This is a genomic window from Halobaculum roseum (genome assembly GCF_019880245.1).
In the GTDB taxonomy this organism is placed as follows: domain Archaea; phylum Halobacteriota; class Halobacteria; order Halobacteriales; family Haloferacaceae; genus Halobaculum; species Halobaculum roseum.
This window is the reverse complement of sequence record NZ_CP082286.1, coordinates 2,764,463-2,786,972: the sequence shown is the minus strand read 5'-3', so window position 1 is coordinate 2,786,972 and position 22,510 is coordinate 2,764,463. Positions and strand designations below refer to the sequence as shown.

Here is a 22,510-nt window from a genome sequence, read left to right as displayed (position 1 = left end):
GGGCGGTGAGACCCGCGGAGCCGCGCTCACACGTAACTGAGGACGACGAGCGCGAGAAAGAACAGCCCCAACGCGCCGGCCAGCACCAGGATGGAAACGACGCGGCTCGACTGGACGACGCTCCGGCCGCCGTCCTCGGTGCCCACCGAGAGGTTACTGAGGTCCACACCGCCGGTAGGCTGTGGTTCTACAAGTAGTCGGCGCCGCTCAGACGTAGCTCACGACCACGAGCGCGAGAAAGAACAGCACGAGGACGCCCGCGAGCGCGATCGACGCCTTCACCCAGCCGTCGACGCTCCCGAACCGGTCAGTGATCGACCGCTCGCCGCTCGTGACGATCGGCCCCCTGTCGGCGCCGCCCGCGTCGGACATATCGCGTTCGTGTTCGCCCTGGAACAAGAATCCCCGGCCTCGCCGATTCTGACGAGAACACCACGCTTATTCCCGCGAGCGTGTTCACCGGTAGTATGGCCGCACAGGCGATGGATCGCGTTCCGCGACCGTTCTAGTTCTCCACCGACGGTGTCGGCGACGCCGACACCGACGCCGGCATCGACACCGACATCCGGATCCGACCGCTCGACGCCTCGACCGATCACCGATCACCCGACCGTCTCTCTCACATGAAGCTCACCGCATCCGAAGCCGCCGACAGCGTCGTCGCCCGAACGAACCTCGACGGGGTCGCGCTCAAGCCGACCGAGTGCGACGTGTCCGCCGCGGTCGACCTCCCTGTCGACCTGGTGTGTCTCGACTACGAGGGACGCGAGGCGCTACCGGACGCCGACGCGCTCGCCGCCCTCGCGGAGTCGGTCGACCTCCGCGTGACGACGCCCGTCCGCGCCGACGGCTTCGACCCCCGCGGCGACGACTCCCTGGTCGAGACACTCCCCGAGGCCGCCAAGCGCGTGCTCGTCGCGGGCCACGGCGCGTACCTCTCTGAGACCGAGCGCAAGCGCGCGGTCGCGCCCCGCCTCGGCGACGCCGCGGCCGCGGTTCGCGAGGCCGGCGGCACGCCGTGGGTCGGCACCGAGGGCGTCGAGCGCCTCGCGCTCGCGGCCGGCGGCGTCCAGTACGACCTGCTCTCGCGGACGACCGAGCGGGACGTGCGCGGACTGCGGGCGGCCGGCTTCGACGGCGAGGTGGCCCTGTACGCCCCTGTCGTTCCGACCGACGACGAGGACGCCGTGCTCGACGCCGTCGGCGACTACGCCGCCCGCCGCAGGCCCGTCCGCGAGGCGCTCCCCGAGGGCGCCGAGACCGACGCCGCCGCCACGGGACGCGCCCGCGAGGTGCTCTCGGCGGCGGTGCGCGACTTCGCGCTCGTGGGCGACCCCGAGACGATCGGCGAGCGCGTGCGCGAACTGAAGGCCGTCGGCGTCGACCACGTCGTCGGCTACCCGGCGACCGGCGTCGACGCGCTTCGGTAGGACACGACGCCCGCGACGCGCCCGAGTCGCGGTCGACGCACCCGCCACCCGAACGCCTACCTTCCCGCACGCGGACCGGCCGGTATGCGACTGCTCCACGAGGAGACGACGACGAGCGCGGGCGAGGCGTTCGACGACCGCGTCGAGGTGGCGATCCTCCCGACCGGTTCGGTCGAACAGCACGGCCCGGCCCTCCCGCTGGGAACCGACTTCCTCGCGGCCGAGGCCGTCGCCCGCGGGATCGACCGCGACGACGCGGTCGTGTTGCCGACCGTGCCGGTCGGCGTGTCCGCACACCACCGCCAGTTCGACGGGACGTTGTGGGCCGAGCCCGAGACGTTCGAGGACTACGTCGGCGAGATCGCCGCCTCCGTCGCGAGCCACGGCGTCCGCAAGCTCGTGTTCTGTAACGGCCACGGGGGGAACAGCGACGCGCTCCGTCGGGCCGCCCGGCGCCTCCGCGGCGACCGGATCGCGTACGCCGCGCCGTGGAACTGGTGGTCGAGCCTCGCCGGGCTCGACGAGGAGCTGTTCGGGGCGTCGGGCATCGGCCACGCCGACGCGATGGAGACGAGCATGGTCGCCCACCTCGCCGGCGACCTCGTGCGCGAGGCCCTCCTGGAGGAGGCGGAAGCCGGCGCGGCCGACTCCTGGGGGAAGTCGGTTCACGGCGCCGCCGTCGGCTTCGACACCGCCGACTTCTCCGAGTCGGGCGCCGTCGGAACGCCCACCGAGGGGACCGCCGAGAAGGGACGGAAGCTGTTCGAGCAGGCGACGGGCGAACTCGACGCGCTCGTCGGCTGGCTGGCCGAGCAGCCGTTCGACGCGCTCACCCCGGAGCCGCACCGCTGATGGCCGGGCGCGACCCGGACACCGGTGCCGACTCGGCTGCCGGCGACGGCGTGCGCGTGGCGGTCGTCGGCGCCGGCGCCGTCGGCGTCACCGCGGCGCACGACCTGGCGGTCGCCGGCGCGGACGTGACGCTGTTCGACAAGGGGGAGGTCGCGTCGGGCGCCTCGGGCCGGGCCGCGGGCGTCCTCTACGACGCCTACGCCGAGGACATCGACGCCGAGCTCGGCGCCCGCGCGCTGGAGCGCTTTCGGGCTCTCTCGGGCACCGGCGACTTCTCGTTCACGGAGTGTCCGTACGTGATGCTCGCGCGCGAGGGCGACGACGACCTCGCGGAGGCGGTCCGCGGCGCCGCAGAGCGGATGCGCGTCCACGGCCGCGAGGTGGAGACCGTCGACGGCGACGAACTGGGAGAACGGTTCCCGAGCCTCCGGACCGGGGATGTCGCCGTCGCGGCCGTCGCGCGCAACGCCGGCTGGACGGACCCGGGGAGCTACGTGACGACGGTCGCCGACCTCGCCGCCTCGGCGGGCGCCGAGATCCGAACGGACAGCCCGGTCGCGGTGTCGACGGCGCCACCGGGCGTGGCCGTCGCGAGCGAGGCGCCCGTCACGCGCCGCTTCGACGCGGTCGTCGTCGCCGCGGGCGCGCACACCAAGCAACTGCTGGCGGACGCCGGGGTCGCGGTCCCGCTCAAACCCTACCGCGTGCAGGCGGTCGTCTCGGCGCGGTCCTTCGACGGTCCGATGTGGTACGACGCCTCGGCGGGCGTGTACGCGCGCCCGCACCCGACGGGCCTGCTCGCGGGCGACGGCACCGTCCCGGTCGAGGCCGACCCGGACGACTGGGACCGCGACGCCGACGACTGGTTCCTCGCGGACGTGAGCGAGACGCTGCGCGAGCGTGCGGGCCACGACCCCGACGTGGAGCGGGCGTGGGCCGGCCTGTGCACGGCGACGCCAGACGGCGACCCGCTGCTCGGCGAGGTCGCCGACGGCGTCCTCGTCGCCGCCGGCTGGCAGGGCCACGGGTTCATGCGCGCGCCGGCGACGGGAGAGGCGATCGCAGGGCAGGTGCTCGGCGAGGGAGGGGGAATCGCGCAGTTCGACCCCGGTCGCTTCGACGGCGACGAGGAGTTCGAGATAAGCGAGGGGATGGCCGTCGAGACGGACGACGGGGCGGAGAACCGGAGCTGACCGCGAATCGGAGCGCTACTTCTCGTCGGCGTCGTCGGACTCGGCGTCGTCGGTCTCGCCCTCCGAGCCGTCGGCGTCCTCGTCGGATTCGGCGCCGTCGTCGGCAGCCTCGTCGGGGTCGGCCTCGTCCTCGTCCATGTCCAACTGAACCGGCTCGTCGTCCGCGTCGGCATCGGCTTTCCGGTCGCTCTCGGCGTCTTCGACGGCGACGGAGCCGCCCTCGGCCTTGGGGACGCGGACGCGGAGCGTCCCGTGGTCGGTGAGCGTCGAGGTGGCGTCCTCGGGTTCGACGGCCGCGCCCGGGGGAAGCTCCGCGCGCCCGTCGAGCGCGAGCCCGCGCCCGGGGAAGCGCATCTCGAACCCCTCGCGGAAGTCGCGGAAGCGGTCGATCCGCACCTCGACAGCGCCATCGTTGAACCGGACCTGCACGTCGCTGCGCTCGGCGCCGGGGGCGTCGAAGACGACGAGGAAGGCGTCCTCCGACTCCAGCAGGTCGTACGCGAGCGGCGACTTCTCCTGGACGGTCGCGACGCCGCGGCCGACGCGGTCCAGCACCGTGTTCATCGCGGACTCGCCGACGTCCTTCAGGCGGTCGGTTCCCTCGGCGAATTTGTCGCGTTCGGGCATGGTTACAGCTCGATCTCCTCCAGACAGTCGGTCCCCCCGCACAGCGGGCACGACAGGTCCGCGACCGTGTGGTCGTCGGCGATGTCGTAGGTGTAGTGGTTCTCGAACATGTCGAGCTCGCAGTCGTCGCTGAGGCACTTGACCTCCTTCGTGGCGGGCATACCCGGACTTGGACCGCACGCGGCATAAACGACGTGGGGCGGGCGGGGGCTTCCGGTATCCCTCGGTCGCACGCGCGACGCTCCCGCGGCCGTCCGGAGCCGTCGCGGCTTTGGGTGTCCCGTCCCTTCGAACGCTCGTGTCCCGTATCCCCGAGCCGAACGCGGTGTACGGCGTCGACCTCAGCGCCGCGGCCATGCGTGCGGGCGCCGACACGTGGGTCGCCCGTTGCGTCGTCGACGGCGACGCGCTCGTCGTCGCGGAGCTGGCGTCCGCCGCCGAGTTCCTCGACCTCGACTCGACCGCCCGCGAGGACGTGCTTCCGGCGCTGGCGGCCCACCTCGGCGGGGTCGACGGTCCCGCCGTCGCGGGGATCGACGTGCCGTTCAGCCTCCCGGCGTGGGTGCTCGGCGACCGGACCTGGCGCGAGTTCGTCGCCGCCACGCCCGAGGAGTGGGGGATCCTCGACGGGGTCGACACCCCGCGCGACCTGTACGACGCGGTGCGCGACGCCGCCGACCCGGAAGCCGGGAGACGCCTCCGGCGCGCGACCGACGACGCCCACGGCGGACAGGACCCCGCCGGGTTCCGGATCAAGACCCAGACCTATTACGGCATCTCCGTGGTGCTCCGGCGGCTGATCGAACGCGAGAGCGTGTGCGTGCCGCCGGCGGTTCCCCCCGCGGAGGTCGGGGCCGAGCCCGACTCGCCGCCCCGACTCGCCGTGCTGGAGACGTACCCCGCGTCGGTGTTCGACCGCCTCGACGGGGCCGACCGGACCGGCTACAAGGGAAGCCAGCGCCGACACGTCGAGGTGCGACGACGAAACGTCGCGGCGCTCGCCGACGCCGGCGTCGGATTTCGCGACGAGACGGCTCGCGGCGACGCGGCCCGGGACTGCGCGGTCGCGACCGACGACGCGCTCGATGCTATCGCGGCCGCGTACGCCGCCGCCCGGAACTACCGGACGGCGGTCGATCCCGACGCCGAGCGCGTCGACCGCGATCGACGGGAAGCCCGAATTTACGCCTGAGGGCGTCGAGACCGGCGTCAAGCGGCGATCCGACGCAACACTGAATAGCCATGACGTTCGACACCGTGTGGGGTGAAACCAATGCGCACGAGACGGCGTGAACACGAGCGGGAGCGACGCGCCCGGGAGGCCGCCGACCGGGAGGAACGACGGTCAGCCGCGGAGACGGTCGCCGACCCGCCGCGGACGGTCGACGACCTGCTCGACGTGCTGGCCGACGGTGACGGGGTGACCTACGAGGAGGCGGCGCTCGTCGGCGGCATCGAGGAGGAGGTCGGCGGGTTCGAGGCCGACGGCGACGCGCGGACGCGCGGCGGCTGGTGAGCGGGAGCCGCCGCTGCCGCGAGCGTGACCGAGCCACGACCGCCGAGAACCGAACCCGACCTCCCGGGAACCGACCCCGGACCGCACGGCTTTAGCCGCTCGGCCCGCCATCGACGGGTATGACCGCGCCGGACCCGAGCGGCCTCTCCGTCACGATAATCGACGGCTACGTCGACGAGCCGGCGCACTTCGGCGTCCCTCCCTACGTCTCGACGTACCCGCGCTTCACCGCGGGCGCGCTCGTCGACGCCGGCGTCCCCCAGTCGAACGTCACCTACCACACCATCGACGAGCTGCGCGACGACCGGCGCAAGTGGGGCGACGTCGCCGACGCCGACCTCATGATCTACGTCGGCGGGATGACCGTCCCCGGGAAGTACGTCGGCGGCACCCCCGCGGAGCCCGACGAGGTGCGCGAGCTCGCATGGACCGCCGACGGCGTCACCCTGCTGGGCGGCCCCGTCCGTTTCGGCGTCGGCGACGAGAACGCCGGCGCCCAGGAGATGGAGCGCGACGACCTCGACTACGACTTCGTCGCCATGGGCGACGTGGAGGCGGCAGCCTACGACATCGTCGAGAGCGGGCTGGAGGGGTTCGGCAACCGCATCCGCGACTACGACGAGGTGAGCCGCTGGTCGAGCATGGGCGCGTTCGTCGTCGAGCAGCACCCCAACCACCCCGACTACCTCATCGCTGAACTGGAGACATCGCGGGGCTGCGCCTACCGCTGTTCGTTCTGCACGGAGCCGCTGTACGGCGATCCCGACTTCCGCACGGCGCCGGACGTGGTCTCGGAGGTCGACGCCCTCTCGGACCACGGCGTGCGCCACTTCCGACTCGGCCGACAGGCGGACATCCTCGCGTTCGGCGGCGACGGCGAGGCGCCCAACCCCGACGCGCTCCGCCAACTGTACGGCGGCATCCGCGAGGTCGCGCCCGACCTGCGCACGCTCCACCTCGACAACATGAACCCCGTCACGATCACCGACTACCCCGAGGCGTCGCGGGAGGCCATCGAGGTGATCGCCCGCCACAACACGCCCGGCGACACGGCCGCCTTCGGCCTCGAATCGGCCGATCCCGAGGTCAGAGAGAAGAACAACCTCCTCGTCAGCGCCGAGGAGTGCCTGGAGGCGGTCCGCGTCGTCAACGAGGCTGCCGGGTGGCGCCCCGGCGAGGACCCCGCCGACGCGCCCAGCTTCGGCGACTCGGCCCCGCGGCGACTCCCCAAGCTCCTCCCCGGGATCAACCTCGTCCACGGGCTGGAGGGCGAGACGGCGGACACCTTCGAGCACAACAAGGAGTTCCTCGAGTCGGTGATGGACGAGGGGCTCATGCTGCGCCGGGTGAACGTCCGGCAGGTGATGGCGTTCGAGGGAACCGAGATGGCCGAGACGGGCGCCGAACTCGCCCGCGAGCACAAGAAGGAGTTTCAGTCGTACAAGCGCGAGGTGCGCGAAACGGTCGACCGGCCGATGCTGGAGCGCGTGATGCCCACCGGGACCGTCCTCCCGGACGTGTATCTGGAGTACCACGAGGACGGGACCACCTTCGGGCGCCAGCTCGGCACCTACCCGATCCTCGTCGGGATTCCCGGCGAACACGAACTCGGGCGGACGATCGACGTTGCGGTCGTCGACTGGGGCTACCGCTCGGTGACGGGCGTGCCCTACCCGATGGACCTCAACGGCGCCTCGATGAACGAGCTGACCGCCATCCCGGGGATCGGGAGGTCGGCCGCGGGCGACCTGGTGGTGAACCGGCCGTACGCGAGCGCCGCCGAGGCCGCCGAGGTCGCGGGCGCCGACGCCGACCTGACGCGCTTCGCCGACGCCGGCGTCCCCGGCGTCGACGCCGATGCGGAGTACCCCGGCGCGCCCGCCCCGCGGAGCGCCGACTGATGACCCGACGGGCCGCCGATCCCGCGCTCGCCGCCGACACCCACGTCGACCGCTTCTCCGTCCCCGTCGAGACGCGCGCGCCCGGCGGGACGACTAACGCCTACGTCGTCGGCACCGGCGAGACGCTGCTCGTCGACCCGGCCGCGCGCACCGACACGCTGGACACCGTCGTCCGCGAGAAGGTCGCCGACCACGTCGCCGTCACGCACGCGCACCCCGACCACGTCGGCGCCGTCGCCGACTACGCCGCCGAGACGGGCGCGACGGTCTGGGCGCGGCGAGGGTACGAGGACCGCTTCGCCGACGCGACCGGCGTCGAGCCCGACCGAACGTTCGGCCCCGGCGACCGCGTCGGCCCGGCGACCGTCCTCGATCTCCCGGGCCACGCGCCGGACGGAGTCGGGTTCGAGACCGGTAACGGCGTCGTCTGCGGCGACGTGGCCGTCGCCGAGGGGAGCGTCGTCGTCGCCGCCCCCGAGGGCGACATGCGCGCGTACCTGACGGCGCTCCGCCGGCTCCACGCCCGCGACCCGCCGGCGCTGTTTCCGGGGCACGGGCCCCGGATCGACGACCCGCGGGCGACGTGTGCGCGGCTGATCGCCCACCGGCTCGACCGCGAACGGTCCGTCCTTGCGGCGGTCGACGCGGGCGCGAGCGATCCCGATGCGGTCCTGGATCGCGCCTACGAGAAGGATCTCGCGGGCGTTCGGGATCTGGCACGCGCGACGGTCCGGGCACACGTCGAGAAGTCGGCGCGCGAGCGGCGCGTCCGGTGGGATCCGGAGGCGGAGTCGATCGCGCCGGTCGCACACGAGGGGGAGTAACCGTCGTCAGCGGGCGTCGTCGAGGGCGACGAGGCAGTCGGCGTCGACCGAGAGCCACGTCGTCACGAGGGCCACGTCGTCTGCGTCCTCCGGATACACCGTACACCGGTCCGGCTCGCCGTCGTGGCGAACCACCGCCGCTCGGAGCCCGGACGGGGCGGAAAAGCGGGGGTCGGGCGTGCGCACGTCCTCGGGTGACCGGTCGGATGCGGCCGACATACTCGTGTCAAAACGACGAAACTACTTAAACCTCGCTAAGACAGGTCCGGGCGGATACCGAGCACTCCCGAGCGGTGTAGAGCGAACTGACCTCGTCGGGAGGCCCGACGACGTTTTGTTCGCAAGGGCCGCACGACCGACCGTGCAGTCGCTTGAAGCCGAACTGGAGCGCGCACGCGCCCTCGACGTGAGCGAGTTGGCCGACGCCGTCGAGACTATCGGGTTCGAGTGCACCCGCTGTGGCGCCTGTTGTAAGAGCGAGGCCGAGGACCCGCACACGGCGACGGTGTTCCCCGACGAGGTACGGCGGCTGCAGGAGGCTGCCGCCGCCGGCACCGCCGACGAGGACGACGGGGGCGATAGGACGGACGGCGACGGCGATGAGGGCGGCGACGCCCGCGATTGGCGGGACGTGGCGCGTCCGATGCCGTACGGGCTGGTGGACGGCGACGACGGGCCGGACGGTGAGACGTTCGAGTGGGCGCTCCAAACCGATTCCTGCGGCGACTGCGTCTTCTACGAGGAAGACGAGGACGGCGTCGGCGCCTGCGGGGTCCACGCCGACCGGCCGCTCATCTGCGAGACGTATCCGTTCTCGGTCGATCTGGAGGGCACGAGCCAGCCGATGGGCGAGGCCGTCGACAGCGTCGCGCTGGGATCCGACGACGAAGCCGACGAGACCGACGACACCGGTGGGGCCGTCCGCGCCCACGAGTGCGAGGGGCTCGGCCGCGACATCGACCGCGAGGACGCCGAGTCGCTCGCGGCGGCGCTGAAGGAGCGCGCCGTCCGCGAGTTGGAGGAGGCGATCGCCGTCCGCGACAACTACGACCCCGTCTCCACTGAATCGGGGGAGGTCGTCGTCCACGACTCCGAGGGCGCCAAACACCCGGACGGGAGCCGGCGAGACGGGTAGTGCGGCGGGCGACGGGATCGGTTTCCCTCGCCGACGGGCGCGGCGGGCGGGTCGCTCCCGTGCGGCGGTAGGTATATGTCACATCGCCCGAACGTGCGGGGTGGAGGGATATCTCCGTGGAAATCTCCGACGAACTCATCTGTCTGTTCAGCGCGGACGTCCGCGAGGACGACGACCGATACACGATCGAGATCCCGAAACGCGAGGTCGACGCCGGGTCGGTGACTCCCGGCGGCGTGTACCGCGTGGCGCTCATCGAGCGCGAGGGCGCCGGCGGCGACGCCGGCGACACGACCGCCGCGGGATCGACCGCGACCGACGACGGCCCGCAGCCGCCGGTCGAGCGCGGCGAGATCCGCTACGTCGAGATCGAGGACCTCGGGAAGCAGGGCGACGGGATCGCCCGCGTCGAGCGCGGGTACGTGATCATCGTCCCCGACACCGAGGTCGGCGAGCGCGTGAAGATCGAGATCACCGAAGTGAAATCCAACTTCGCCGTCGGCGAAGTCATCGACGACGACGACGCCTGACGGCGCCCGCGGCCGATCTTTGAACGACCGCCGAAGCGACCGACGAGCGACGGCGTCGCCGACGCGACCGTGTTCGACCGTGCCCGTTACCGCCGCAGGTAGCCGATCCCGCCGATGACCGCGAGCGACCCGACGAGCGCCGCGAGCGCGTACTCGGGCGTGTCGATGTCGCCGCCGAGCCCCTGGCGCTCGACGGTGACGCTCATCGGTTCGGAGGCGTCGAAGCGGTGCTCGTAGCCGTCGCCGTAGACGACCGCCTGCAGCCCGTGCTCCCCGGGCGTGCTCGCGTCGACCGACTGCGTGACCGTGAGCGTCTCGCCGGGCTCCAGCGAGCGCTTCCGGAGCTCGTAGGAGTCCGTCTCGTTGTCGGGGCTCACGACGTTGAGGACGACGATCGCCGTCGCCCGTTCCTCCCCGGTGTTCTCGACGGTCAGCGACAGCTCCGTCGACTCCCCGGCCGTCAGCGTCTCCCCGTCGAGGCTCGCCTCGGTGAGACACACCTGCTGGCTCCCGTTCGCCTGACACGACGCCGCCTGCGCGCCGGCCGTCCCCCCGACGGCCGGCCCGACCAGCAGGGCCGCGATGAACAGTACGACTGCGCCGCGAACGACCGCGCTCCGCGCTCCCATGCTCACAGCGGGTCCCGGCCCGGACCTAAACCCTCGCCCCCGGCTATCGAAGTTGAAACCGCGTCGAGCCGTGGGGTCGTGCCGGTCGTCCGCGTCGGTCCTACCTGACGACGGTGACTGGAACCGGGGAGTTGCGGACGACCGCCTCCGCGACGCTGCCGAGCACGATCCGCGAGATGCCGCTTCGACCGTGACTCCCAACGACGATGTGGTCGATGTCGTGGTCGGCGGCGTACTCGACGATGGCGGCCGCGGGCTTGCCGACCGTCGTCGCGGTTTCGACGGTGCCGGCGATGTCGAGCGAGTCGGCCGACGCCGCGAGCAACTCCTCGGCGTCGGACTTCCGGCGCTCGTACCACTGCTCGGCCCCGCTGGGGATGCCCGCGCCCGGCGTGTGTCCCGCCTCCGATGGGTCGATCACGGTCACCAGCACCAGGTCCGCGTCGCGCCACTCGTCGGCCGCGAACGTCAGCGCGTCGCGCGCCTGCTCGGAGTCGTCCACGCCGATCAGGATGCGGTCGGTCATACCCGAACGATCCCCGTACGACGAGAAAAAGGTCCTCCCGCGGGCGACGGAACCGACTGAATCGACGCAACCGACAGAACCGACGGGATCGACAGAACCGAGCGAGCCGACGAACGGTGGCGACGTGCGCCGGACGGACCCTCACCCGTCCCCGCCGCCGATCACTCCCCGTGGCGGGTCACACACACCGGCAGCCCGGTCACCTCCACAGGCTCGGAGTTGTCCGGGGAGTAGACGACCTGCTGTCCCTTCTCCATGTACGGCACCTTCTTCGCGAGCGACGGCGGGATGTTCACCGACTTGATCGCCTCCTCATCGCCGAGGTTGAGCACGAGCCGGGTGTTCACCTGCTTGAACACCGGGTCGGCGATGTCCTGGGGGTCCTGCGTGATGAGGAACAGCCCCAGGCGCTCCTTGCGCCCCTGCTTGGCCGCCTCGGTGAACTTCGACACCACCTGCCGCGCCTGGACGTTGTCGGCGCCCGAGAGGAAGTTGTGCGCCTCGTCCATGCCGAGCACGAGCGGCGTCTCGTCGATCCGCGCGCTCCGCGGCGAGTTCGAGAGCTTGTCGTCGACGAGCATCGCCGACACCGCGAGCACGAACATCTCCTTAGCGCGCGCCGACGAGAGGTGGTAGGTGGGCACGACCGTCAGCCCGCCCGGGCGAACGAGCGTCGTGTCTAGCTCCGTGATCGGCGTCGCGTCCTGGTCGAACACACCCGAGGGCACGCTGCGCACGCGCCGCTTCACCGCGTCGAAGGTGGCCTCGTGGACGCGGCCGGTCTCGTCGAGCTCCTCCTTCAGCGCCGGATCGTCGAGGAAGTTCAGGAACTGCCGGTAGGTGCCGTCGTCGTAGTTGCGGAAGAAGCGGTTGATGAGCGTGAGCAGCGCGGGGTACTGGTTCTCGTTGAGCGACGCGCCGGCGACGAGCCAGGGCATGTCGTACTCGTTCACGACCGAGAACGGGATCGTGAACTCGACCTGCTCCGCGCGATGTCCGCGCCCCGGGTAGCTGACTCCCGCCTCCTTCGGCACCAGCGCGATCGTGTCGTCGTGGCCGCCGTAGGCGACGTTCTCGCGTTCGAGCCGCCGCGCCAGCTCCTCGTCGAGCGCGGGGTTGTCGTCGTGCATCTGGGCGTACTCGTCCTGCGGGTCGAACATCACGACGGCCGCGCGCGCGTCGCGCCCGTCGTCGGTCTCGTAGGTGCGCCCGAGGTACTGTCGGAGGACGTTCTTGGCGCCGTGGGTCTTCCCCGAGCCGGTGCCGCCGGCGACGAGCGTGTGCCGGAACACGAGCGGGTCGCCGTCGGCGTAGTCGTCCTTCAGCCGGTAGTCGACGGTCGGCGGCTCCGCCGCGGTCCGCACCTTCTCGCCGCCGACCGAGAGGTGGCCGAGGAACACGCCGTCCTCGGGGATCGCGAGCCCGGTCTTGATCTGCTCGGCGTCGCCCGCCTGCCGGACCAGCGCGCCCGGCTTGGGCACGCGGTCGACCATCCGGCGCTTCAGGTCGGCGTCGCCGGACTCCGTCCGGCTTCCCGAGGCGCTTCGCGCCTCGCTGTCCTCGAACAACACGGCTACGGGCGACAGCTCGGCGAGATACTTGTAGTCGGCCTCGGTGAACTCGCCCCCACCCGTCTGCATCCGCCGGCGCGCGGTCAGTTCGGTCGCGTCGTCTGTGCGGAACTCCTGGTCGTACTCCAGCGCCGTGATTCGACAGAACAACTGCTCGCCGTCGGGGTACGGCACGATCAGGTACTTCCCGATGCGGACGTCGTCACGGTTCCCGACGGTGACGAACGCCTTGAGGCTCGTCTCGTCGTCGTCCTCGGCGACGCGCAACCCCTGGGCGACCGAGACGGTCCCGATGCCGTCGGCGGTCCCCGCCTCCGCCGCCTCCATCGCGTACTGTGCGAACCCGGAGTCCGCGTCGGCGTCGGTGTCGCTGTCGCTGTCGCCGGTGCCGGCGGTGGAGGAAGCCGTGGCGTCGCCCTCGCGGGTCGCGCCCTCGTCGGCGCCCGCCCGCTCGTCCGCCGACCCACCCGTCGCCTCGTCGGCTGAGTCTGCCGAGTCTCCCGCGCCGTCCTCGGGGTCGTCGGCCTCGCCCCCGCTCGCGTCGCCGTTGCCCGTCTCGTCGAACTGGCCGGGGTCCTCGAAGTCGCCGAGGTTCGGCTCTCCGGCGTCGGTCATGTCACGGCCTGCGTGACCCGGGGTGAAAACCGTATCCGTCGGGCGACGGGCCCGCGCTCGGCCCGGATGCGACCGCTTTTCCGACTCGGACGGCTACTTTTCGCTATGTTACTCGTCCGCGGGCGCGGCGGCGGCACCGCGCTCACCGGCACGGTGTACGAGCGCGGCGAGCGCGCGCCGACGTTCAAGGGCGCGCCCGACGAGGACGCGCCGTACGTGTGGGTGTGTGACGCGTTCTACGAGGTGGAGTCCGGCGGCTCGGAGCTGGTCGTCGACGGCGAGGCGATCCGCGTCGCCTTCGAGTCGCCCGCGCCCCGCGGGTTCGACACCCGCGAGCAGGCGCTCGCTGCCGCGAAGGAACACGTCCGAACGCAGTTCGCCCGCGTCGGCGTCCGCGAGGCGGACGTGGAGATCGAAGTCGAGAAGCGCGACCCCGAGTGACCGTCCGGGTCGACGCCGCTTCGGTCGATGCCGCCCCCGGCGTCACTCCGACTCAGTCCACCGAACGTCGTCGTACGTCCGCAGGTGCTCGGCGCCGAAGCGTTCCTCGAACTTCCCGCGCAGCGCCTTCGTCTCGCCGACGCCGATCCGCGCCAGCTCGTCGGCCTTCGCCACGGGCGTCGGCGGGCCGGCCTCGGCGGCGACCTCCGAGATCACCTGCCGGGTGAGGCGCTCGCGCGTCGTCGGGTCGTCCGTGAACGCCGCCGGCGCCTCGACCTTGAACAGCACGTCCTCGCGGGGTTCGTACACGTGCATGAACGTCACCTCGTACCCGGACGGGTCGAGGTCGCGCTCGACGCCGAGGGCGTCGCCGTCGCTCGCCAGCGGCGAATCCGAACCGCCCCGCGAGCGCAGCCACGAGGTGAACGTGATCGCGTCGTCCGCCCGCTCGCCGTCCGGTCGTCGCTCCAGCAGCCGGGTGAACAGCGCGGCGTCGTCGGGCCACGGCGCCTCGACGCCCTTGCGGTCGAGGGTCCGGGTGATGTACCCCGAGGTCGGGTTCTTCACGAACCCGAGCACGGGCACGTCGCGCTCGATACACGACTCGACGAGCCGGACGTACGTCCGCACCGCCTCCTGCACCGTCTCGCCGTGGGCGACCTCGCGCAGCTCCCGGTCGCGGGTCGCCCAGTTGAGCAGGCGTTTGGGGTACAGCGGGCCGTCGAGCACGAGCAGGTCCGACACCTCGCCTCGTTCGAGGTGTTTGCGCGCGTGGTGGGACTCCGCCAGCGACAGCGCCAGCTCGTGGACCATCTCGTCGGCGAACCGGCGGCTCCGGGGCACCTTCAGCACCCGGCGCTCGGAGTTGCCGTCGTCGTACGGCATCCAGCCGTCGGGCACGTCGGGGAAGACCACCGTCGCGTCGTTGGCGTGGACCGTGACGACGATGGAGCGCGCGCGGTGGAGGTCCAGATCCGTCGGCTCGGCGCCCATCGCCGCCTGCGCCACGTCGAGCACGAGGCCGTTCTTGAACGATGTGGGGTTGAGCGTGCCGGAGTCGACGCCGTGGCTCGTCTCGAACGGTCGGTCCGCGAGCGCGGCGTCCTCGACGGGCGTGCGCCGCAGCTCGTGGTCGCCGAGTGCCTCCAACACGACCCGGCCGTCGTCGTGGAGGGGGTCGAGCCACTCCGCCCACGCCGTGCCCGCGAGGTCGTCGTGGTCGGCGTCGTCGACCCCGTCGGCGATGGCCGAGGCGAGGTAGGCGATGGTGTCGACGTGTACGGGGTCCAGCGTCACGGCCGAACGCGGGCGCCGACGGCGCAAAAGCGGTGCGGTCGGCGACGTGGGAAATCGTCCCGCCCGCCCGCACGCCGCCCGGTCCGCCGGCGTCGCTGTCTTCATACCCTCCCGCACCCTTCCCCCGGTCGTGATACGCGCGGTCGGGTTCGACCTCGACGCCACGCTCGCCGTCCCGGAACGCTCGCGGGCGCGCATCCTCGCGGACGCGCTCGACGCCGCCGGCGCCCCGGAGTTGACCGACGCCGTCGACCGGGCGGCGTACCTCGACGCCCACGCCAACCACCGCACCGCCGACAGCAGGGAGCCCGTCTTCGCCGAGCTGCTGGAACCGCACGACGCGGAGGCGGACCCGGCCGCCCTGGCCGACGCCTACCGCGAGGCGGTGACGACCGCGCTCGTCCCCGTGCCCGGCGTTCGGGAGCTCGTGGCGTCCCTCCGCGAGGAGTACCGCGTCGGCCTGCTCACCAACGGCCCCGTGCGCGCGCAGTCGGCGAAGCTCGACTACCTCGGCTGGTGGGACGCGTTCGACACCGTCCACATCTCGGGGGACCTCCCCGCGGGCAAGCCCGACGAGCGCGCCTTCGAAGCGCTGTTGGACGGGCTCGGGAGCGACCCGGACGAGACGGCGTTCGTCGGCGACCATCCGGTCGAGGACGTGCGGGGCGCCGCCGCGGCGGGGCTGCGAACCGTCCACGTCCTCGGCGAGGGGGACGACCCCGCGCCGGAGGCGGACGCGACGGTCGCACGCGACCGCCTCGCCCGGGACCTCCCCGGCATCCTCCGGGAGCTGTAACCCGGCATTGTCGCCGCCGCCGGCGTCGTTGCCATCGGCGTCACCACTGTCCCCGTCGCCGTCGGCGTCGCCGGCGGCGTCATCACTCCGACGCTGCCGCCCTTACCGTATCTGTGCCTGCCGCGTTACGTTGCGTCGGAGCTCACGACGGCCTCGAACGCCGGTAGCACCCGCTTCACCTGTGCGCCGTCCTCGACGAAGACGACCGTCCGCGGGGGCGTGACCGCCTTCGGGCGCACGCGCAGGCCGGAGTCTTCCGCCGCGGTCGCGGCGGCGTCGGGAGCGACGACGAACTCGACGTGCGCGCGCTCGGGGTGGACGTACACCTCCGCGAGCGGACGGCCGGCGCCCTCGCTTCCCTCGGCGCCCGCTCCGTCTTCGCCGTCGTCGCTGTCTTCGAGCCGAACCCGGTACGCGAGCGTCCCCTGCGTCGTCGGCTCCACGTCGGGGTCGGCGTCGCTCACGCGGACGGCCGCGAGGGCGTCGCCGTCGCCGACCAGCTCCGAGGCGAGCAGCTGTGCGATGCGGACGCCGTCTGTGGTTCGGTCGGCGACCATCACGCTCCCCCCGTGGACGCGTCGTCGCCGGCGTCGTCAGTGGCGTCGGCGGCGTCGGGCGACCCGTCCGGTTCTTCCCCCTCGGTCGCGTCCGCCGTCAGTTCCTCGCGTGCCGCGTCGGCGATGTCGCTCACGTCGACGCCCCGCTCGCGGGCGACGAGTACGGCCGCGGTTTCCAGGGTCACGCCGGCTTCGCGCTGGCGACGGTTCGCCGCGGCGACGGCGTCGCGCTTCTCCATCCCGTCCGCGACGACCGCGTCGACCGCCTTTTCGAACGTCGACTGCTCGCGGAGGATCGACTCGTCGGGGGCGAAGTCGGCGGGGACGTTCACCTCCGCGGGGTCGAACTGCGCGCGGAGGTCGCCGCCTTCCTCGTCCAACAGCCCCCGGGCCGTCGCGATGTCGACGAGACGCTTCGCCTGATCCGGGGAGAACCAGTCGCGATCGAGCGAGAGCGCGACGACGAACTCGCCCTCGCCCATCCGGTCGGTGCCGGCGCCGCGAAACGGCGCGGCGACGGCTGCCTCCAGGGTCATACGCGTCGGTTCGCCGCACGGACCAAAAGCCGCTCGGGGCGCGGTCGCTCAAGGGGCGGGCGGCCGGAAGAACTGGTTATCGGAGAAACGGGATCGGGAGAACAGCGGTCGGACGAACTGCGGTCGGTAGAAACGCCGGTCGTTACGCGAACGCGAGCGAGTCGTCGGCGTCGGTCTCCTCGGCCTGGGAGGTCTTCTCCCAGGCGTTCTCGAAGTCCGCCATCGTGATCTCGGTGCGGTCCTCGCGGATGGCGAACATGCCGGCCTCGGTACAGACGGCCTTCACGTCCGCGCCGGAGGCGCCCTCGGCGAGCTCCGCGAGCTCCGCGAAGTCCACGTCGTCGGCGACGTTCATGTCGCGGGTGTGGATCTCGAAGATGAGCTCGCGCCCCTCGGCCTCGGGCTTGGGCACCTCGATGAGGCGGTCGAACCGGCCGGGACGGAGGATCGCGGGGTCGAGCATGTCGAAGCGGTTCGTCGCCGCGATGATGCGGATCTCCCCGCGCTCGTCGAAGCCGTCCATCTCGCTCAGGAGTTGCATCATCGTGCGCTGGACCTCCGCGTCGCCGGAGGTCTTCGAGTCCGTCCGCTTGGAGGCGATGGCGTCGATCTCGTCGATGAAGATGACCGCCGGCTCGTTCTCGCGGGCGACCTCGAACAGGTCGCGCACGAGTTTGGCGCCCTCGCCGATGAACTTGTGGACCAGCTCCGAGCCGGCCATCTTGATGAAGGTGGCGTCGGTCTGGTTCGCGACCGCCTTCGCGAGCATCGTCTTCCCGGTCCCGGGCGGACCGTGCAGCAGCACGCCGCTCGGGGGCTGAATGCCCACGTCGGTGAACATCTCGGGGCTCTTCAGCGGCATCTCGACCGTCTCGCGCACTTCGTTCATCTGCTCGTCGAGCCCGCCGATGTCCGCGTAGGTGACGTCGGGGGAGTGCTCGACCTGCATGACGCGGGCGCGCACGTCCGTCTCCTTCTCCAGCTTCTTCACGACCGACAGGGAGTTGTTGACGGCGACCCGGTCGTCGGGGTCGAGGTCCTCGCGCATCTCGTCGGTGACCTCCGTCAGCGCCTCCTGGTTGTTGCCGTGCTGTTTGATCACGACGCCGTCGTCGGTCAGCTCCTGGACCGTCGCGACGAACAGCGGCGACTGCTTGAGCTTCTTGTTCTCGTGGGTGAGCCGCTCGAGCTTCTGCTGGTACTTGTTGTTCTCCGCGTTCGCGTCCAGGAGCTTGTCACGCATCTCCTCGTTTTGCCCCTCGAGAACCTCGAGGCGCTCCTGAAGGGCCTCGATCTTCTCCTGCTGCGACGCCGCCTCCTCCTCGTACGGGAGGTCGACGTCGTCAACGGTGTCAGTCATCGGCGAGGCTAGGGCGGTGAGTACCAAGAGACTTCGGGTCGGGGTGAGGACCGTGAGAATCGGATGTCCAAAGGTAATAATGAGAATAGAAACTATTAACAAACGGCATCGCGTGGAACCAGACAGCATGAGCGCATCCGACGCAGAGGCCGTCGTCGACGACGCCTCGATCGACAGATGGGAACGCGTTCGCGACCTGCCGCCGAGCGCGAAGCTGGTCGCGAAGGTGCTGGAGTACGAGGACACACTGAGCCAGAGCGAACTCGCCGAGGAGACGCTGCTCCCGCCGCGGACCGTCCGTTACGCGTTGACCCGGCTGGAGGAGGCGGACGCCGTCGAGTCGCGCTTTTCGTTCACCGACGCGCGCAAGCGGCTCTACTCGCTGGACCTGTAGGCGTTCCGAGGGCGACCGGCCCGGCCCGCTATTCGGTCGACCGCCCGGCCGGCTATCCAGTCTACTTCTCGGACACGTTCACGCCGTGGAACAGTTCCGCCAACGTCTCGATCCCGTCGACCAGTCGCGGGCTCGGCTGGTTCAACAGGGAGTCGTCGATCACGTGGACCGCGGGGTCGACATCCCAGTCGCGGTCCGCGAGCGTATCGGCTCCCGGACTGCGGTTCGTGCCACACCAGTGGAGCACCGCGTGATCCGGGTCCGCACGTTCGACCGCCGAGGGGTCGACCTCGTGTGAGCGCTCGCCCGCAGGGACGAACGGGCACCGCCCGCCGGCGGCGGCGACGGCGTCGGGCACCCAGTTGCCGGCGGCCATCGGGGGATCCCCCCACTCCTCGGCGTAGACGACCGGTCGCTCGGCGGGGTCGCCGGGGACCGCCGCCCGGACCCGGTCGACCCGGTCGCGCAGGTCGCCCGCGAGCCGGTCGCCGGCGCCGGGTCGCCCGACCGCCGCCCCCACGTCCGCGACGTACGCGTACACGTCCGCCAGTCGGGTCGGCTCGGCGTGTTCGACGACCAGGCCGCGGTCGCGAAGCGCGTCGGCCGTCTCGCGCTGAAGCGGGTCGCACGTCAGCACGACGGTCGGGTCCAGCCGCTCGACGGCGTCGAGGTCGGGGTTCGGCCACCCGCCGACGACGGTCGGCGACGCCCCCGCGGGCGGGGTGCACGCGTGCGTCACCCCGACGAGCGTGTCCGCGACGAGCGGTGCGTCCGTGGCCGTCGATTCGTCCGCGGACTCCCGCCCTGGCGGCCCCGCGGCCGCGTCGAGCGCGTCGAGCGCGCCGAGGATCGCCGTCGCGCTGGGCGCCAAGGAGACGACCCGTTCGGTTACCATCGCGGAACGATCACCATCGTTAGCCCGTGAGAGTCGATCGCATAAATAGTCCCCGTCGGGCGGTTTCCGGATCACGTGACGGTGTCTCACTGTGATCTCCACACCGTTTGTTTTATGTACTGATCGCGCTTCCTTTGGGCACAGAGTCACCCGGGGTTTTTTGTATCCCCTTTCGGGCTCCCGCCCCATCAGACGCAATGAGCGAGAACACACACACCCGCCGGCGACCCGCCGGGCGCGACCGACGAACAGCACACGAACACCAGGACGAATCCGAGCAGGAGGAGCAGTCGGGCGACGAGCTCGCCTGCCCCGAGTGCTCGGGCAACGTCATCTCCGACGAGGAGCACGGCGAGACGGTCTGTGAGGAGTGCGGCCTCGTCATCGAGGAGGACTCCGTCGACCGCGGCCCCGAGTGGCGCGCGTTCGACGCCGCCGAGAAGGACCAGAAGTCCCGCGTGGGCGCCCCCACGACGAACACGATGCACGACAAGGGGCTGTCGACCAACATCGACTGGCGCGACCAGGACGCCTACGGCCGCTCGCTGGGCGCCCGCCAGCGCCAGAAGATGCGCCGCCTGCGCAAGTGGAACGAGCGCTTCCGCACGCGCGACTCCAAGGAGCGCAACCTGAAGCAGGCGCTCGGCGAGATCGACCGGATGGCCTCGGCGCTGGGCCTCCCGGACAACGTCCGCGAGACCGCCTCGGTCATCTACCGCCGCGCGCTCGACGAGGACCTGCTCCCCGGGCGCTCCATCGAGGGCGTCTCGACGGCCTGCGTGTACGCGGCCGCCCGGATGGCGGGCGTCCCGCGCTCGCTCGACGAGATCTCGGACGTGTCGCGCGTCTCGAAGGACGAGGTCGCGCGCACGTACCGCTACGTCGTCCGCGAGCTGAAGCTGGAGGTCAAGCCCGCCGACCCCGAGCAGTACGTCCCGCGGTTCGCCTCCTCGCTCGACCTCTCCGAGGAGTCGGAGATGCGCGCGAAACAGCTCCTGAAGAACGCCAAGGAGAAGGGCGTCCACTCGGGCAAGTCGCCCGTCGGCCTCGCCGCCGCGGCCGTCTACGCCGCCGCGCTGTTGACCAACGAGAAGACGACGCAGGCGGCCGTCTCGGAGGTCGCCGACATCTCCGAGGTCACGATCCGCAACCGCTACCACGAGCTGCTCGAGGCCGAGGACGGCCTCGTCGCGTAACGTCGCCGGCCGACCCGCGACCACCCACGGTTTTGCGTACGGCCGACCTTCCCCGACCATGAGCGACGCGTACGCCATCGACCTCGACTCCTTCTCGTTGTGCGCCAGCACCGCCGACCTCGCGGCGGAACCGGCCGCCCGTGAGCACGCCGACTGCGTCGAGTTCCGGATGGACCTGGCCGACGACCCGCTGGACGCGCTGGCGACGTACGACGGCGATCTCCCCCTGTTGGTGACGAACCGCCCGCGCTGGGAGGGCGGCGAGACCGCCCCGTACGACCGGCTCGACGCCCTCGCCGCGGCGGTCGAACACGGGGCGGTCGCCGCCGTCGACGTGGAGCTGGCGACCCTGCGGGGGCGGCCGACGGGAACGAACGAGGTCGACGCCGAGGGGCTGGTCGCCCGCGCCCGCGAGCACGACGCGGCGGTCGTCGCGTCGGTCCACGACTTCGACGGGACGCCGCCGGCGGCGACGCTCGATCTCCTGCTGCGGGCGGCCGCCGCCGCCGGCGACGTGGGCAAGCTGGCGGTCACCGCGCGCACCAAAGGCGAGGCGCTGGCGCTGCTGTCGGCGACCCATCGGGCGACCGGCCGCGGCGACCGCGTGGCGACGATGGCGATGGGCGAGCACGGGAGCCACACCCGCGCTGTCGCCCCGGTGTACGGCTCCCGGCTCGGCTACGCGCCGATCGACGCCGCCGACGCGACGGCGCCGGGCCAGTACGACCTCGCGACGCTCCGTCGGCTCGTCGACGACCTCCTGTGACTCGACCGGGCGACCGGCGGCCGGTTCCCGGATCCGACGCCCGGCGGCCGCGGAGCGGACACGCGTCCGACGCCGCGTGAGAACCTTCTTGTCCGTGCTGAGGTGACTGAGCGGTATGCGACGACGCCCGGCGTTCGCGGCGGCACTGGCGGTCGTGCCGGCGCTCGGACACGTCTATCTGCGGCGCTGGAGTCGCGGGCTCGCCTGGCTCGCGCTGCTGGCCGGGTCGGCGCTCGTCTTCGCCGGCGTGTTCGGCGTCGACGGGCTCGCTCCGGCGTCGCTCGGTCGCTCCCTGGCGGCGGGACTTCGGCTCGGCGTCCCGCTGGCGGTCGTGCTCGCGCTGTCGGCGGCCGACGCCTACGTGTTGGCCCGGCGCGACGCCCGCCCGACCGGGATCGCCTGTCCCCGATGCGGCCGGGGAGTCGACCTCTCGATCGGGTTTTGCTGGTACTGTTCGGTCGAGTTCGAGTACGTCGACGAGTAGCCTGAGACGGGGGTCGAGCGGGGTGCTTTCCCGAGCCCGTTCACCGGCCGTCAGATCGCTCGGACCGATCGGCGGTCCAGCGGCGGACCGGCTCGAGCCGTTCGCGGAGCCGTTCGCCGTCGTCGGTGAGCGCGTACTCCACGTGGGGCGGGATCGTCTCCCGCTGCTCCCTGTCGAGGAGGCCCGCCTCCGTGAGCTCGTCGAGGCGCGCCGAGAGCGTCGAGCTGCTCACCTCGCCGAAGGTCGCCTCGATCTCCGAGTATCTGACCGGCTGTGCCGCGCCGACGATGCAGACGACTCCCATCGCGTGGCGCCGGGAGAGCAGGTCGAACAGCGGGTTCAGCCGGCAGTAACATCGCTCGCGGTCCGGCTCGCCTCGGTCGTCGGCGTCGGGGGCTGGGTCGGTCATGTGCTTCGATCGGTCGAAGTCGCTTCGATGA

General features: G+C 71.8%; 29 protein-coding genes. 15 read left to right on the top strand and 14 right to left on the bottom strand.

The genetic code is table 11. From position 1 onward, the window contains the following. Nucleotides 1–26: 26 nt before the first annotated feature. A complete protein-coding gene (locus K6T36_RS14225; RefSeq protein WP_222607232.1) occupies nt 27–167 on the bottom strand; it encodes a hypothetical protein in 141 nt (46 codons plus the stop codon). A gap of 40 nt (nt 168–207) precedes the next feature. Continuing rightward, nucleotides 208–372, bottom strand: a complete 165-nt coding sequence (locus K6T36_RS14220) for a hypothetical protein (RefSeq protein WP_222921855.1) — start codon at nt 370–372, stop codon at nt 208–210. Nucleotides 373–623: 251 nt separating this feature from the next. On the opposite strand from K6T36_RS14220, the gene K6T36_RS14215 reads away from it, so the two are divergent. The 3 genes from K6T36_RS14215 (at nt 624) to K6T36_RS14205 (ending at nt 3,475) form a co-directional block, all read left to right on the top strand. Continuing rightward, complete coding sequence (locus tag K6T36_RS14215) at nt 624–1,430, top strand: DUF7388 family protein (protein WP_222921854.1); 807 nt, start codon at nt 624–626, stop codon at nt 1,428–1,430. Nucleotides 1,431–1,514: 84 nt separating this feature from the next. Beyond that, nucleotides 1,515–2,282, top strand: coding sequence for a creatininase family protein (locus K6T36_RS14210; RefSeq protein ID WP_222921853.1), 768 nt, complete (start codon nt 1,515–1,517; stop codon nt 2,280–2,282). Next, entirely contained in the window at nt 2,282–3,475 is a 1,194-nt protein-coding gene (locus K6T36_RS14205; protein WP_222921852.1) for an NAD(P)/FAD-dependent oxidoreductase, read from the top strand. Before K6T36_RS14210 ends, K6T36_RS14205 begins: the two co-directional genes overlap by 1 nt. A 15-nt stretch (nt 3,476–3,490) precedes the next feature. Here the strand turns inward: K6T36_RS14205 and K6T36_RS14200 are convergent, their stop codons facing one another. Together K6T36_RS14200 and K6T36_RS14195 are read right to left on the bottom strand one after the other, a co-directional pair. Next, nucleotides 3,491–4,102, bottom strand: a complete 612-nt coding sequence (locus tag K6T36_RS14200) for an Hsp20/alpha crystallin family protein (RefSeq protein ID WP_222921851.1) — start codon at nt 4,100–4,102, stop codon at nt 3,491–3,493. Nucleotides 4,103–4,104: 2 nt separating this feature from the next. Then, entirely contained in the window at nt 4,105–4,263 is a 159-nt protein-coding gene (locus tag K6T36_RS14195; protein ID WP_222921850.1) for a DUF7559 family protein, read from the bottom strand. Nucleotides 4,264–4,400: 137 nt separating this feature from the next. On the opposite strand from K6T36_RS14195, the gene K6T36_RS14190 reads away from it, so the two are divergent. The 4 genes from K6T36_RS14190 to K6T36_RS14175 all read left to right on the top strand — a co-directional run bounded on the left by K6T36_RS14190 (nt 4,401) and on the right by K6T36_RS14175 (nt 8,343). Further along, nucleotides 4,401–5,294, top strand: a complete 894-nt coding sequence (locus K6T36_RS14190) for a DUF429 domain-containing protein (protein WP_222921849.1) — start codon at nt 4,401–4,403, stop codon at nt 5,292–5,294. A gap of 81 nt (nt 5,295–5,375) precedes the next feature. Continuing rightward, nucleotides 5,376–5,618: a hypothetical protein gene (locus tag K6T36_RS14185; RefSeq protein WP_222921848.1), complete on the top strand. Its 243-nt coding sequence runs from the start codon at nt 5,376–5,378 to the stop codon at nt 5,616–5,618. 119 nt (nt 5,619–5,737) lie between these two features. Beyond that, entirely contained in the window at nt 5,738–7,519 is a 1,782-nt protein-coding gene (locus tag K6T36_RS14180; RefSeq protein ID WP_222921847.1) for a radical SAM protein, read from the top strand. After that, nucleotides 7,519–8,343, top strand: coding sequence for an MBL fold metallo-hydrolase (locus K6T36_RS14175; RefSeq protein WP_222921846.1), 825 nt, complete (start codon nt 7,519–7,521; stop codon nt 8,341–8,343). The genes K6T36_RS14180 and K6T36_RS14175 overlap by 1 nt, the downstream gene beginning before the upstream one ends. Nucleotides 8,344–8,349: 6 nt before the next feature. Here K6T36_RS14175 and K6T36_RS14170 read toward each other — a convergent pair whose 3' ends face one another. Continuing rightward, complete coding sequence (locus tag K6T36_RS14170; RefSeq protein ID WP_222607222.1) at nt 8,350–8,562, bottom strand: DUF7511 domain-containing protein; 213 nt, start codon at nt 8,560–8,562, stop codon at nt 8,350–8,352. Between the two features lie 142 nt (nt 8,563–8,704). On the opposite strand from K6T36_RS14170, the gene K6T36_RS14165 reads away from it, so the two are divergent. Both K6T36_RS14165 and K6T36_RS14160 read left to right on the top strand, forming a co-directional pair. Beyond that, nucleotides 8,705–9,478 carry a YkgJ family cysteine cluster protein gene (locus tag K6T36_RS14165; RefSeq protein ID WP_222921845.1) on the top strand — a complete coding sequence of 258 codons (774 nt, stop codon included), beginning with the start codon at nt 8,705–8,707 and terminating at the stop codon, nt 9,476–9,478. Between the two features lie 116 nt (nt 9,479–9,594). Next, nucleotides 9,595–10,008 (top strand): TRAM domain-containing protein, encoded by a 414-nt coding sequence (locus tag K6T36_RS14160; protein ID WP_222921844.1) that lies wholly within the window; start codon nt 9,595–9,597, stop codon nt 10,006–10,008. An 86-nt stretch (nt 10,009–10,094) separates the two neighbouring features. Here K6T36_RS14160 and K6T36_RS14155 read toward each other — a convergent pair whose 3' ends face one another. The 3 genes from K6T36_RS14155 to K6T36_RS14145 all read right to left on the bottom strand — a co-directional run bounded on the left by K6T36_RS14155 (nt 10,095) and on the right by K6T36_RS14145 (nt 13,349). Continuing rightward, on the bottom strand, nt 10,095–10,637 hold the full coding sequence (locus tag K6T36_RS14155; protein WP_222921843.1) for a CARDB domain-containing protein: 543 nt from the start codon (nt 10,635–10,637) through the stop codon (nt 10,095–10,097). Between the two features lie 100 nt (nt 10,638–10,737). Continuing rightward, a complete protein-coding gene (locus tag K6T36_RS14150) occupies nt 10,738–11,163 on the bottom strand; it encodes a universal stress protein (protein ID WP_222921842.1) in 426 nt (141 codons plus the stop codon). Nucleotides 11,164–11,324: 161 nt separating this feature from the next. After that, on the bottom strand, nt 11,325–13,349 hold the full coding sequence (locus K6T36_RS14145; protein ID WP_222921841.1) for an ATP-binding protein: 2,025 nt from the start codon (nt 13,347–13,349) through the stop codon (nt 11,325–11,327). 105 nt (nt 13,350–13,454) lie between these two features. On the opposite strand from K6T36_RS14145, the gene K6T36_RS14140 reads away from it, so the two are divergent. Beyond that, a complete protein-coding gene (locus K6T36_RS14140; RefSeq protein WP_222607216.1) occupies nt 13,455–13,790 on the top strand; it encodes a DUF7113 family protein in 336 nt (111 codons plus the stop codon). Nucleotides 13,791–13,832: 42 nt separating this feature from the next. On the opposite strand, the gene K6T36_RS14135 is transcribed toward K6T36_RS14140, so the two are convergent. Further along, nucleotides 13,833–15,086 (bottom strand): DNA double-strand break repair nuclease NurA, encoded by a 1,254-nt coding sequence (locus tag K6T36_RS14135; RefSeq protein ID WP_222921840.1) that lies wholly within the window; start codon nt 15,084–15,086, stop codon nt 13,833–13,835. Nucleotides 15,087–15,216: 130 nt separating this feature from the next. On the opposite strand from K6T36_RS14135, the gene K6T36_RS14130 reads away from it, so the two are divergent. Further along, nucleotides 15,217–15,882 carry an HAD family hydrolase gene (locus K6T36_RS14130; protein WP_225935137.1) on the top strand — a complete coding sequence of 222 codons (666 nt, stop codon included), beginning with the start codon at nt 15,217–15,219 and terminating at the stop codon, nt 15,880–15,882. A gap of 125 nt (nt 15,883–16,007) precedes the next feature. On the opposite strand, the gene K6T36_RS14125 is transcribed toward K6T36_RS14130, so the two are convergent. The 3 genes from K6T36_RS14125 to pan1 form a co-directional block, all read right to left on the bottom strand. Next, nucleotides 16,008–16,439, bottom strand: a complete 432-nt coding sequence (locus tag K6T36_RS14125; protein ID WP_222921838.1) for a DUF7993 family protein — start codon at nt 16,437–16,439, stop codon at nt 16,008–16,010. Further along, on the bottom strand, nt 16,439–16,975 hold the full coding sequence (locus tag K6T36_RS14120) for a DUF2240 family protein (protein ID WP_222921837.1): 537 nt from the start codon (nt 16,973–16,975) through the stop codon (nt 16,439–16,441). Before K6T36_RS14120 ends, K6T36_RS14125 begins: the two co-directional genes overlap by 1 nt. Before the next feature lie 142 nt (nt 16,976–17,117). Beyond that, nucleotides 17,118–18,335 carry a proteasome-activating nucleotidase Pan1 gene (gene pan1, locus K6T36_RS14115; RefSeq protein ID WP_222921836.1) on the bottom strand — a complete coding sequence of 406 codons (1,218 nt, stop codon included), beginning with the start codon at nt 18,333–18,335 and terminating at the stop codon, nt 17,118–17,120. Between the two features lie 127 nt (nt 18,336–18,462). On the opposite strand from pan1, the gene K6T36_RS14110 reads away from it, so the two are divergent. Next, nucleotides 18,463–18,729 (top strand): MarR family transcriptional regulator, encoded by a 267-nt coding sequence (locus K6T36_RS14110; RefSeq protein ID WP_222921835.1) that lies wholly within the window; start codon nt 18,463–18,465, stop codon nt 18,727–18,729. A gap of 61 nt (nt 18,730–18,790) precedes the next feature. On the opposite strand, the gene K6T36_RS14105 is transcribed toward K6T36_RS14110, so the two are convergent. Further along, nucleotides 18,791–19,624, bottom strand: a complete 834-nt coding sequence (locus K6T36_RS14105; RefSeq protein WP_222921834.1) for a helical backbone metal receptor — start codon at nt 19,622–19,624, stop codon at nt 18,791–18,793. A 197-nt stretch (nt 19,625–19,821) separates the two neighbouring features. Here K6T36_RS14105 and K6T36_RS14100 point away from each other — a divergent pair, with 197 nt between their 5' ends. The 3 genes from K6T36_RS14100 to K6T36_RS14090 all read left to right on the top strand — a co-directional run bounded on the left by K6T36_RS14100 (nt 19,822) and on the right by K6T36_RS14090 (nt 22,070). After that, nucleotides 19,822–20,820, top strand: a complete 999-nt coding sequence (locus tag K6T36_RS14100; RefSeq protein WP_222921833.1) for a transcription initiation factor IIB — start codon at nt 19,822–19,824, stop codon at nt 20,818–20,820. A 58-nt stretch (nt 20,821–20,878) separates the two neighbouring features. After that, entirely contained in the window at nt 20,879–21,586 is a 708-nt protein-coding gene (locus tag K6T36_RS14095; protein ID WP_222921832.1) for a type I 3-dehydroquinate dehydratase, read from the top strand. 115 nt (nt 21,587–21,701) lie between these two features. Continuing rightward, nucleotides 21,702–22,070 (top strand): DUF7575 domain-containing protein, encoded by a 369-nt coding sequence (locus K6T36_RS14090; RefSeq protein WP_222921831.1) that lies wholly within the window; start codon nt 21,702–21,704, stop codon nt 22,068–22,070. Nucleotides 22,071–22,110: 40 nt separating this feature from the next. On the opposite strand, the gene K6T36_RS14085 is transcribed toward K6T36_RS14090, so the two are convergent. Beyond that, nucleotides 22,111–22,479, bottom strand: a complete 369-nt coding sequence (locus K6T36_RS14085) for a winged helix-turn-helix transcriptional regulator (RefSeq protein ID WP_225935136.1) — start codon at nt 22,477–22,479, stop codon at nt 22,111–22,113. Nucleotides 22,480–22,510: the final 31 nt, after the last annotated feature.

What these genes read in the sequence shown, in the direction of transcription:
- K6T36_RS14220 (WP_222921855.1), bottom strand. Translation starts at nt 372, where the DNA reads ATGTCCGACGCGGGCGGCGCCGACAGGGGGCCGATCGTCACGAGCGGC.
- K6T36_RS14215 (WP_222921854.1), top strand. Translation starts at nt 624, where the DNA reads ATGAAGCTCACCGCATCCGAAGCCGCCGACAGCGTCGTCGCCCGAACG.
- K6T36_RS14210 (WP_222921853.1), top strand. Translation starts at nt 1,515, where the DNA reads ATGCGACTGCTCCACGAGGAGACGACGACGAGCGCGGGCGAGGCGTTC.
- K6T36_RS14205 (WP_222921852.1), top strand. Translation starts at nt 2,282, where the DNA reads ATGGCCGGGCGCGACCCGGACACCGGTGCCGACTCGGCTGCCGGCGAC.
- K6T36_RS14200 (WP_222921851.1), bottom strand. Translation starts at nt 4,102, where the DNA reads ATGCCCGAACGCGACAAATTCGCCGAGGGAACCGACCGCCTGAAGGAC.
- K6T36_RS14195 (WP_222921850.1), bottom strand. Translation starts at nt 4,263, where the DNA reads ATGCCCGCCACGAAGGAGGTCAAGTGCCTCAGCGACGACTGCGAGCTC.
- K6T36_RS14185 (WP_222921848.1), top strand. Translation starts at nt 5,376, where the DNA reads ATGCGCACGAGACGGCGTGAACACGAGCGGGAGCGACGCGCCCGGGAG.
- K6T36_RS14180 (WP_222921847.1), top strand. Translation starts at nt 5,738, where the DNA reads ATGACCGCGCCGGACCCGAGCGGCCTCTCCGTCACGATAATCGACGGC.
- K6T36_RS14175 (WP_222921846.1), top strand. Translation starts at nt 7,519, where the DNA reads ATGACCCGACGGGCCGCCGATCCCGCGCTCGCCGCCGACACCCACGTC.
- K6T36_RS14170 (WP_222607222.1), bottom strand. Translation starts at nt 8,562, where the DNA reads ATGTCGGCCGCATCCGACCGGTCACCCGAGGACGTGCGCACGCCCGAC.
- K6T36_RS14155 (WP_222921843.1), bottom strand. Translation starts at nt 10,637, where the DNA reads ATGGGAGCGCGGAGCGCGGTCGTTCGCGGCGCAGTCGTACTGTTCATC.
- K6T36_RS14150 (WP_222921842.1), bottom strand. Translation starts at nt 11,163, where the DNA reads ATGACCGACCGCATCCTGATCGGCGTGGACGACTCCGAGCAGGCGCGC.
- K6T36_RS14145 (WP_222921841.1), bottom strand. Translation starts at nt 13,349, where the DNA reads ATGACCGACGCCGGAGAGCCGAACCTCGGCGACTTCGAGGACCCCGGC.
- K6T36_RS14140 (WP_222607216.1), top strand. Translation starts at nt 13,455, where the DNA reads ATGTTACTCGTCCGCGGGCGCGGCGGCGGCACCGCGCTCACCGGCACG.
- K6T36_RS14125 (WP_222921838.1), bottom strand. Translation starts at nt 16,439, where the DNA reads ATGGTCGCCGACCGAACCACAGACGGCGTCCGCATCGCACAGCTGCTC.
- K6T36_RS14120 (WP_222921837.1), bottom strand. Translation starts at nt 16,975, where the DNA reads ATGACCCTGGAGGCAGCCGTCGCCGCGCCGTTTCGCGGCGCCGGCACC.
- pan1 (WP_222921836.1), bottom strand. Translation starts at nt 18,335, where the DNA reads ATGACTGACACCGTTGACGACGTCGACCTCCCGTACGAGGAGGAGGCG.
- K6T36_RS14110 (WP_222921835.1), top strand. Translation starts at nt 18,463, where the DNA reads ATGAGCGCATCCGACGCAGAGGCCGTCGTCGACGACGCCTCGATCGAC.
- K6T36_RS14105 (WP_222921834.1), bottom strand. Translation starts at nt 19,624, where the DNA reads ATGGTAACCGAACGGGTCGTCTCCTTGGCGCCCAGCGCGACGGCGATC.
- K6T36_RS14100 (WP_222921833.1), top strand. Translation starts at nt 19,822, where the DNA reads ATGAGCGAGAACACACACACCCGCCGGCGACCCGCCGGGCGCGACCGA.
- K6T36_RS14095 (WP_222921832.1), top strand. Translation starts at nt 20,879, where the DNA reads ATGAGCGACGCGTACGCCATCGACCTCGACTCCTTCTCGTTGTGCGCC.
- K6T36_RS14090 (WP_222921831.1), top strand. Translation starts at nt 21,702, where the DNA reads ATGCGACGACGCCCGGCGTTCGCGGCGGCACTGGCGGTCGTGCCGGCG.
- K6T36_RS14085 (WP_225935136.1), bottom strand. Translation starts at nt 22,479, where the DNA reads ATGACCGACCCAGCCCCCGACGCCGACGACCGAGGCGAGCCGGACCGC.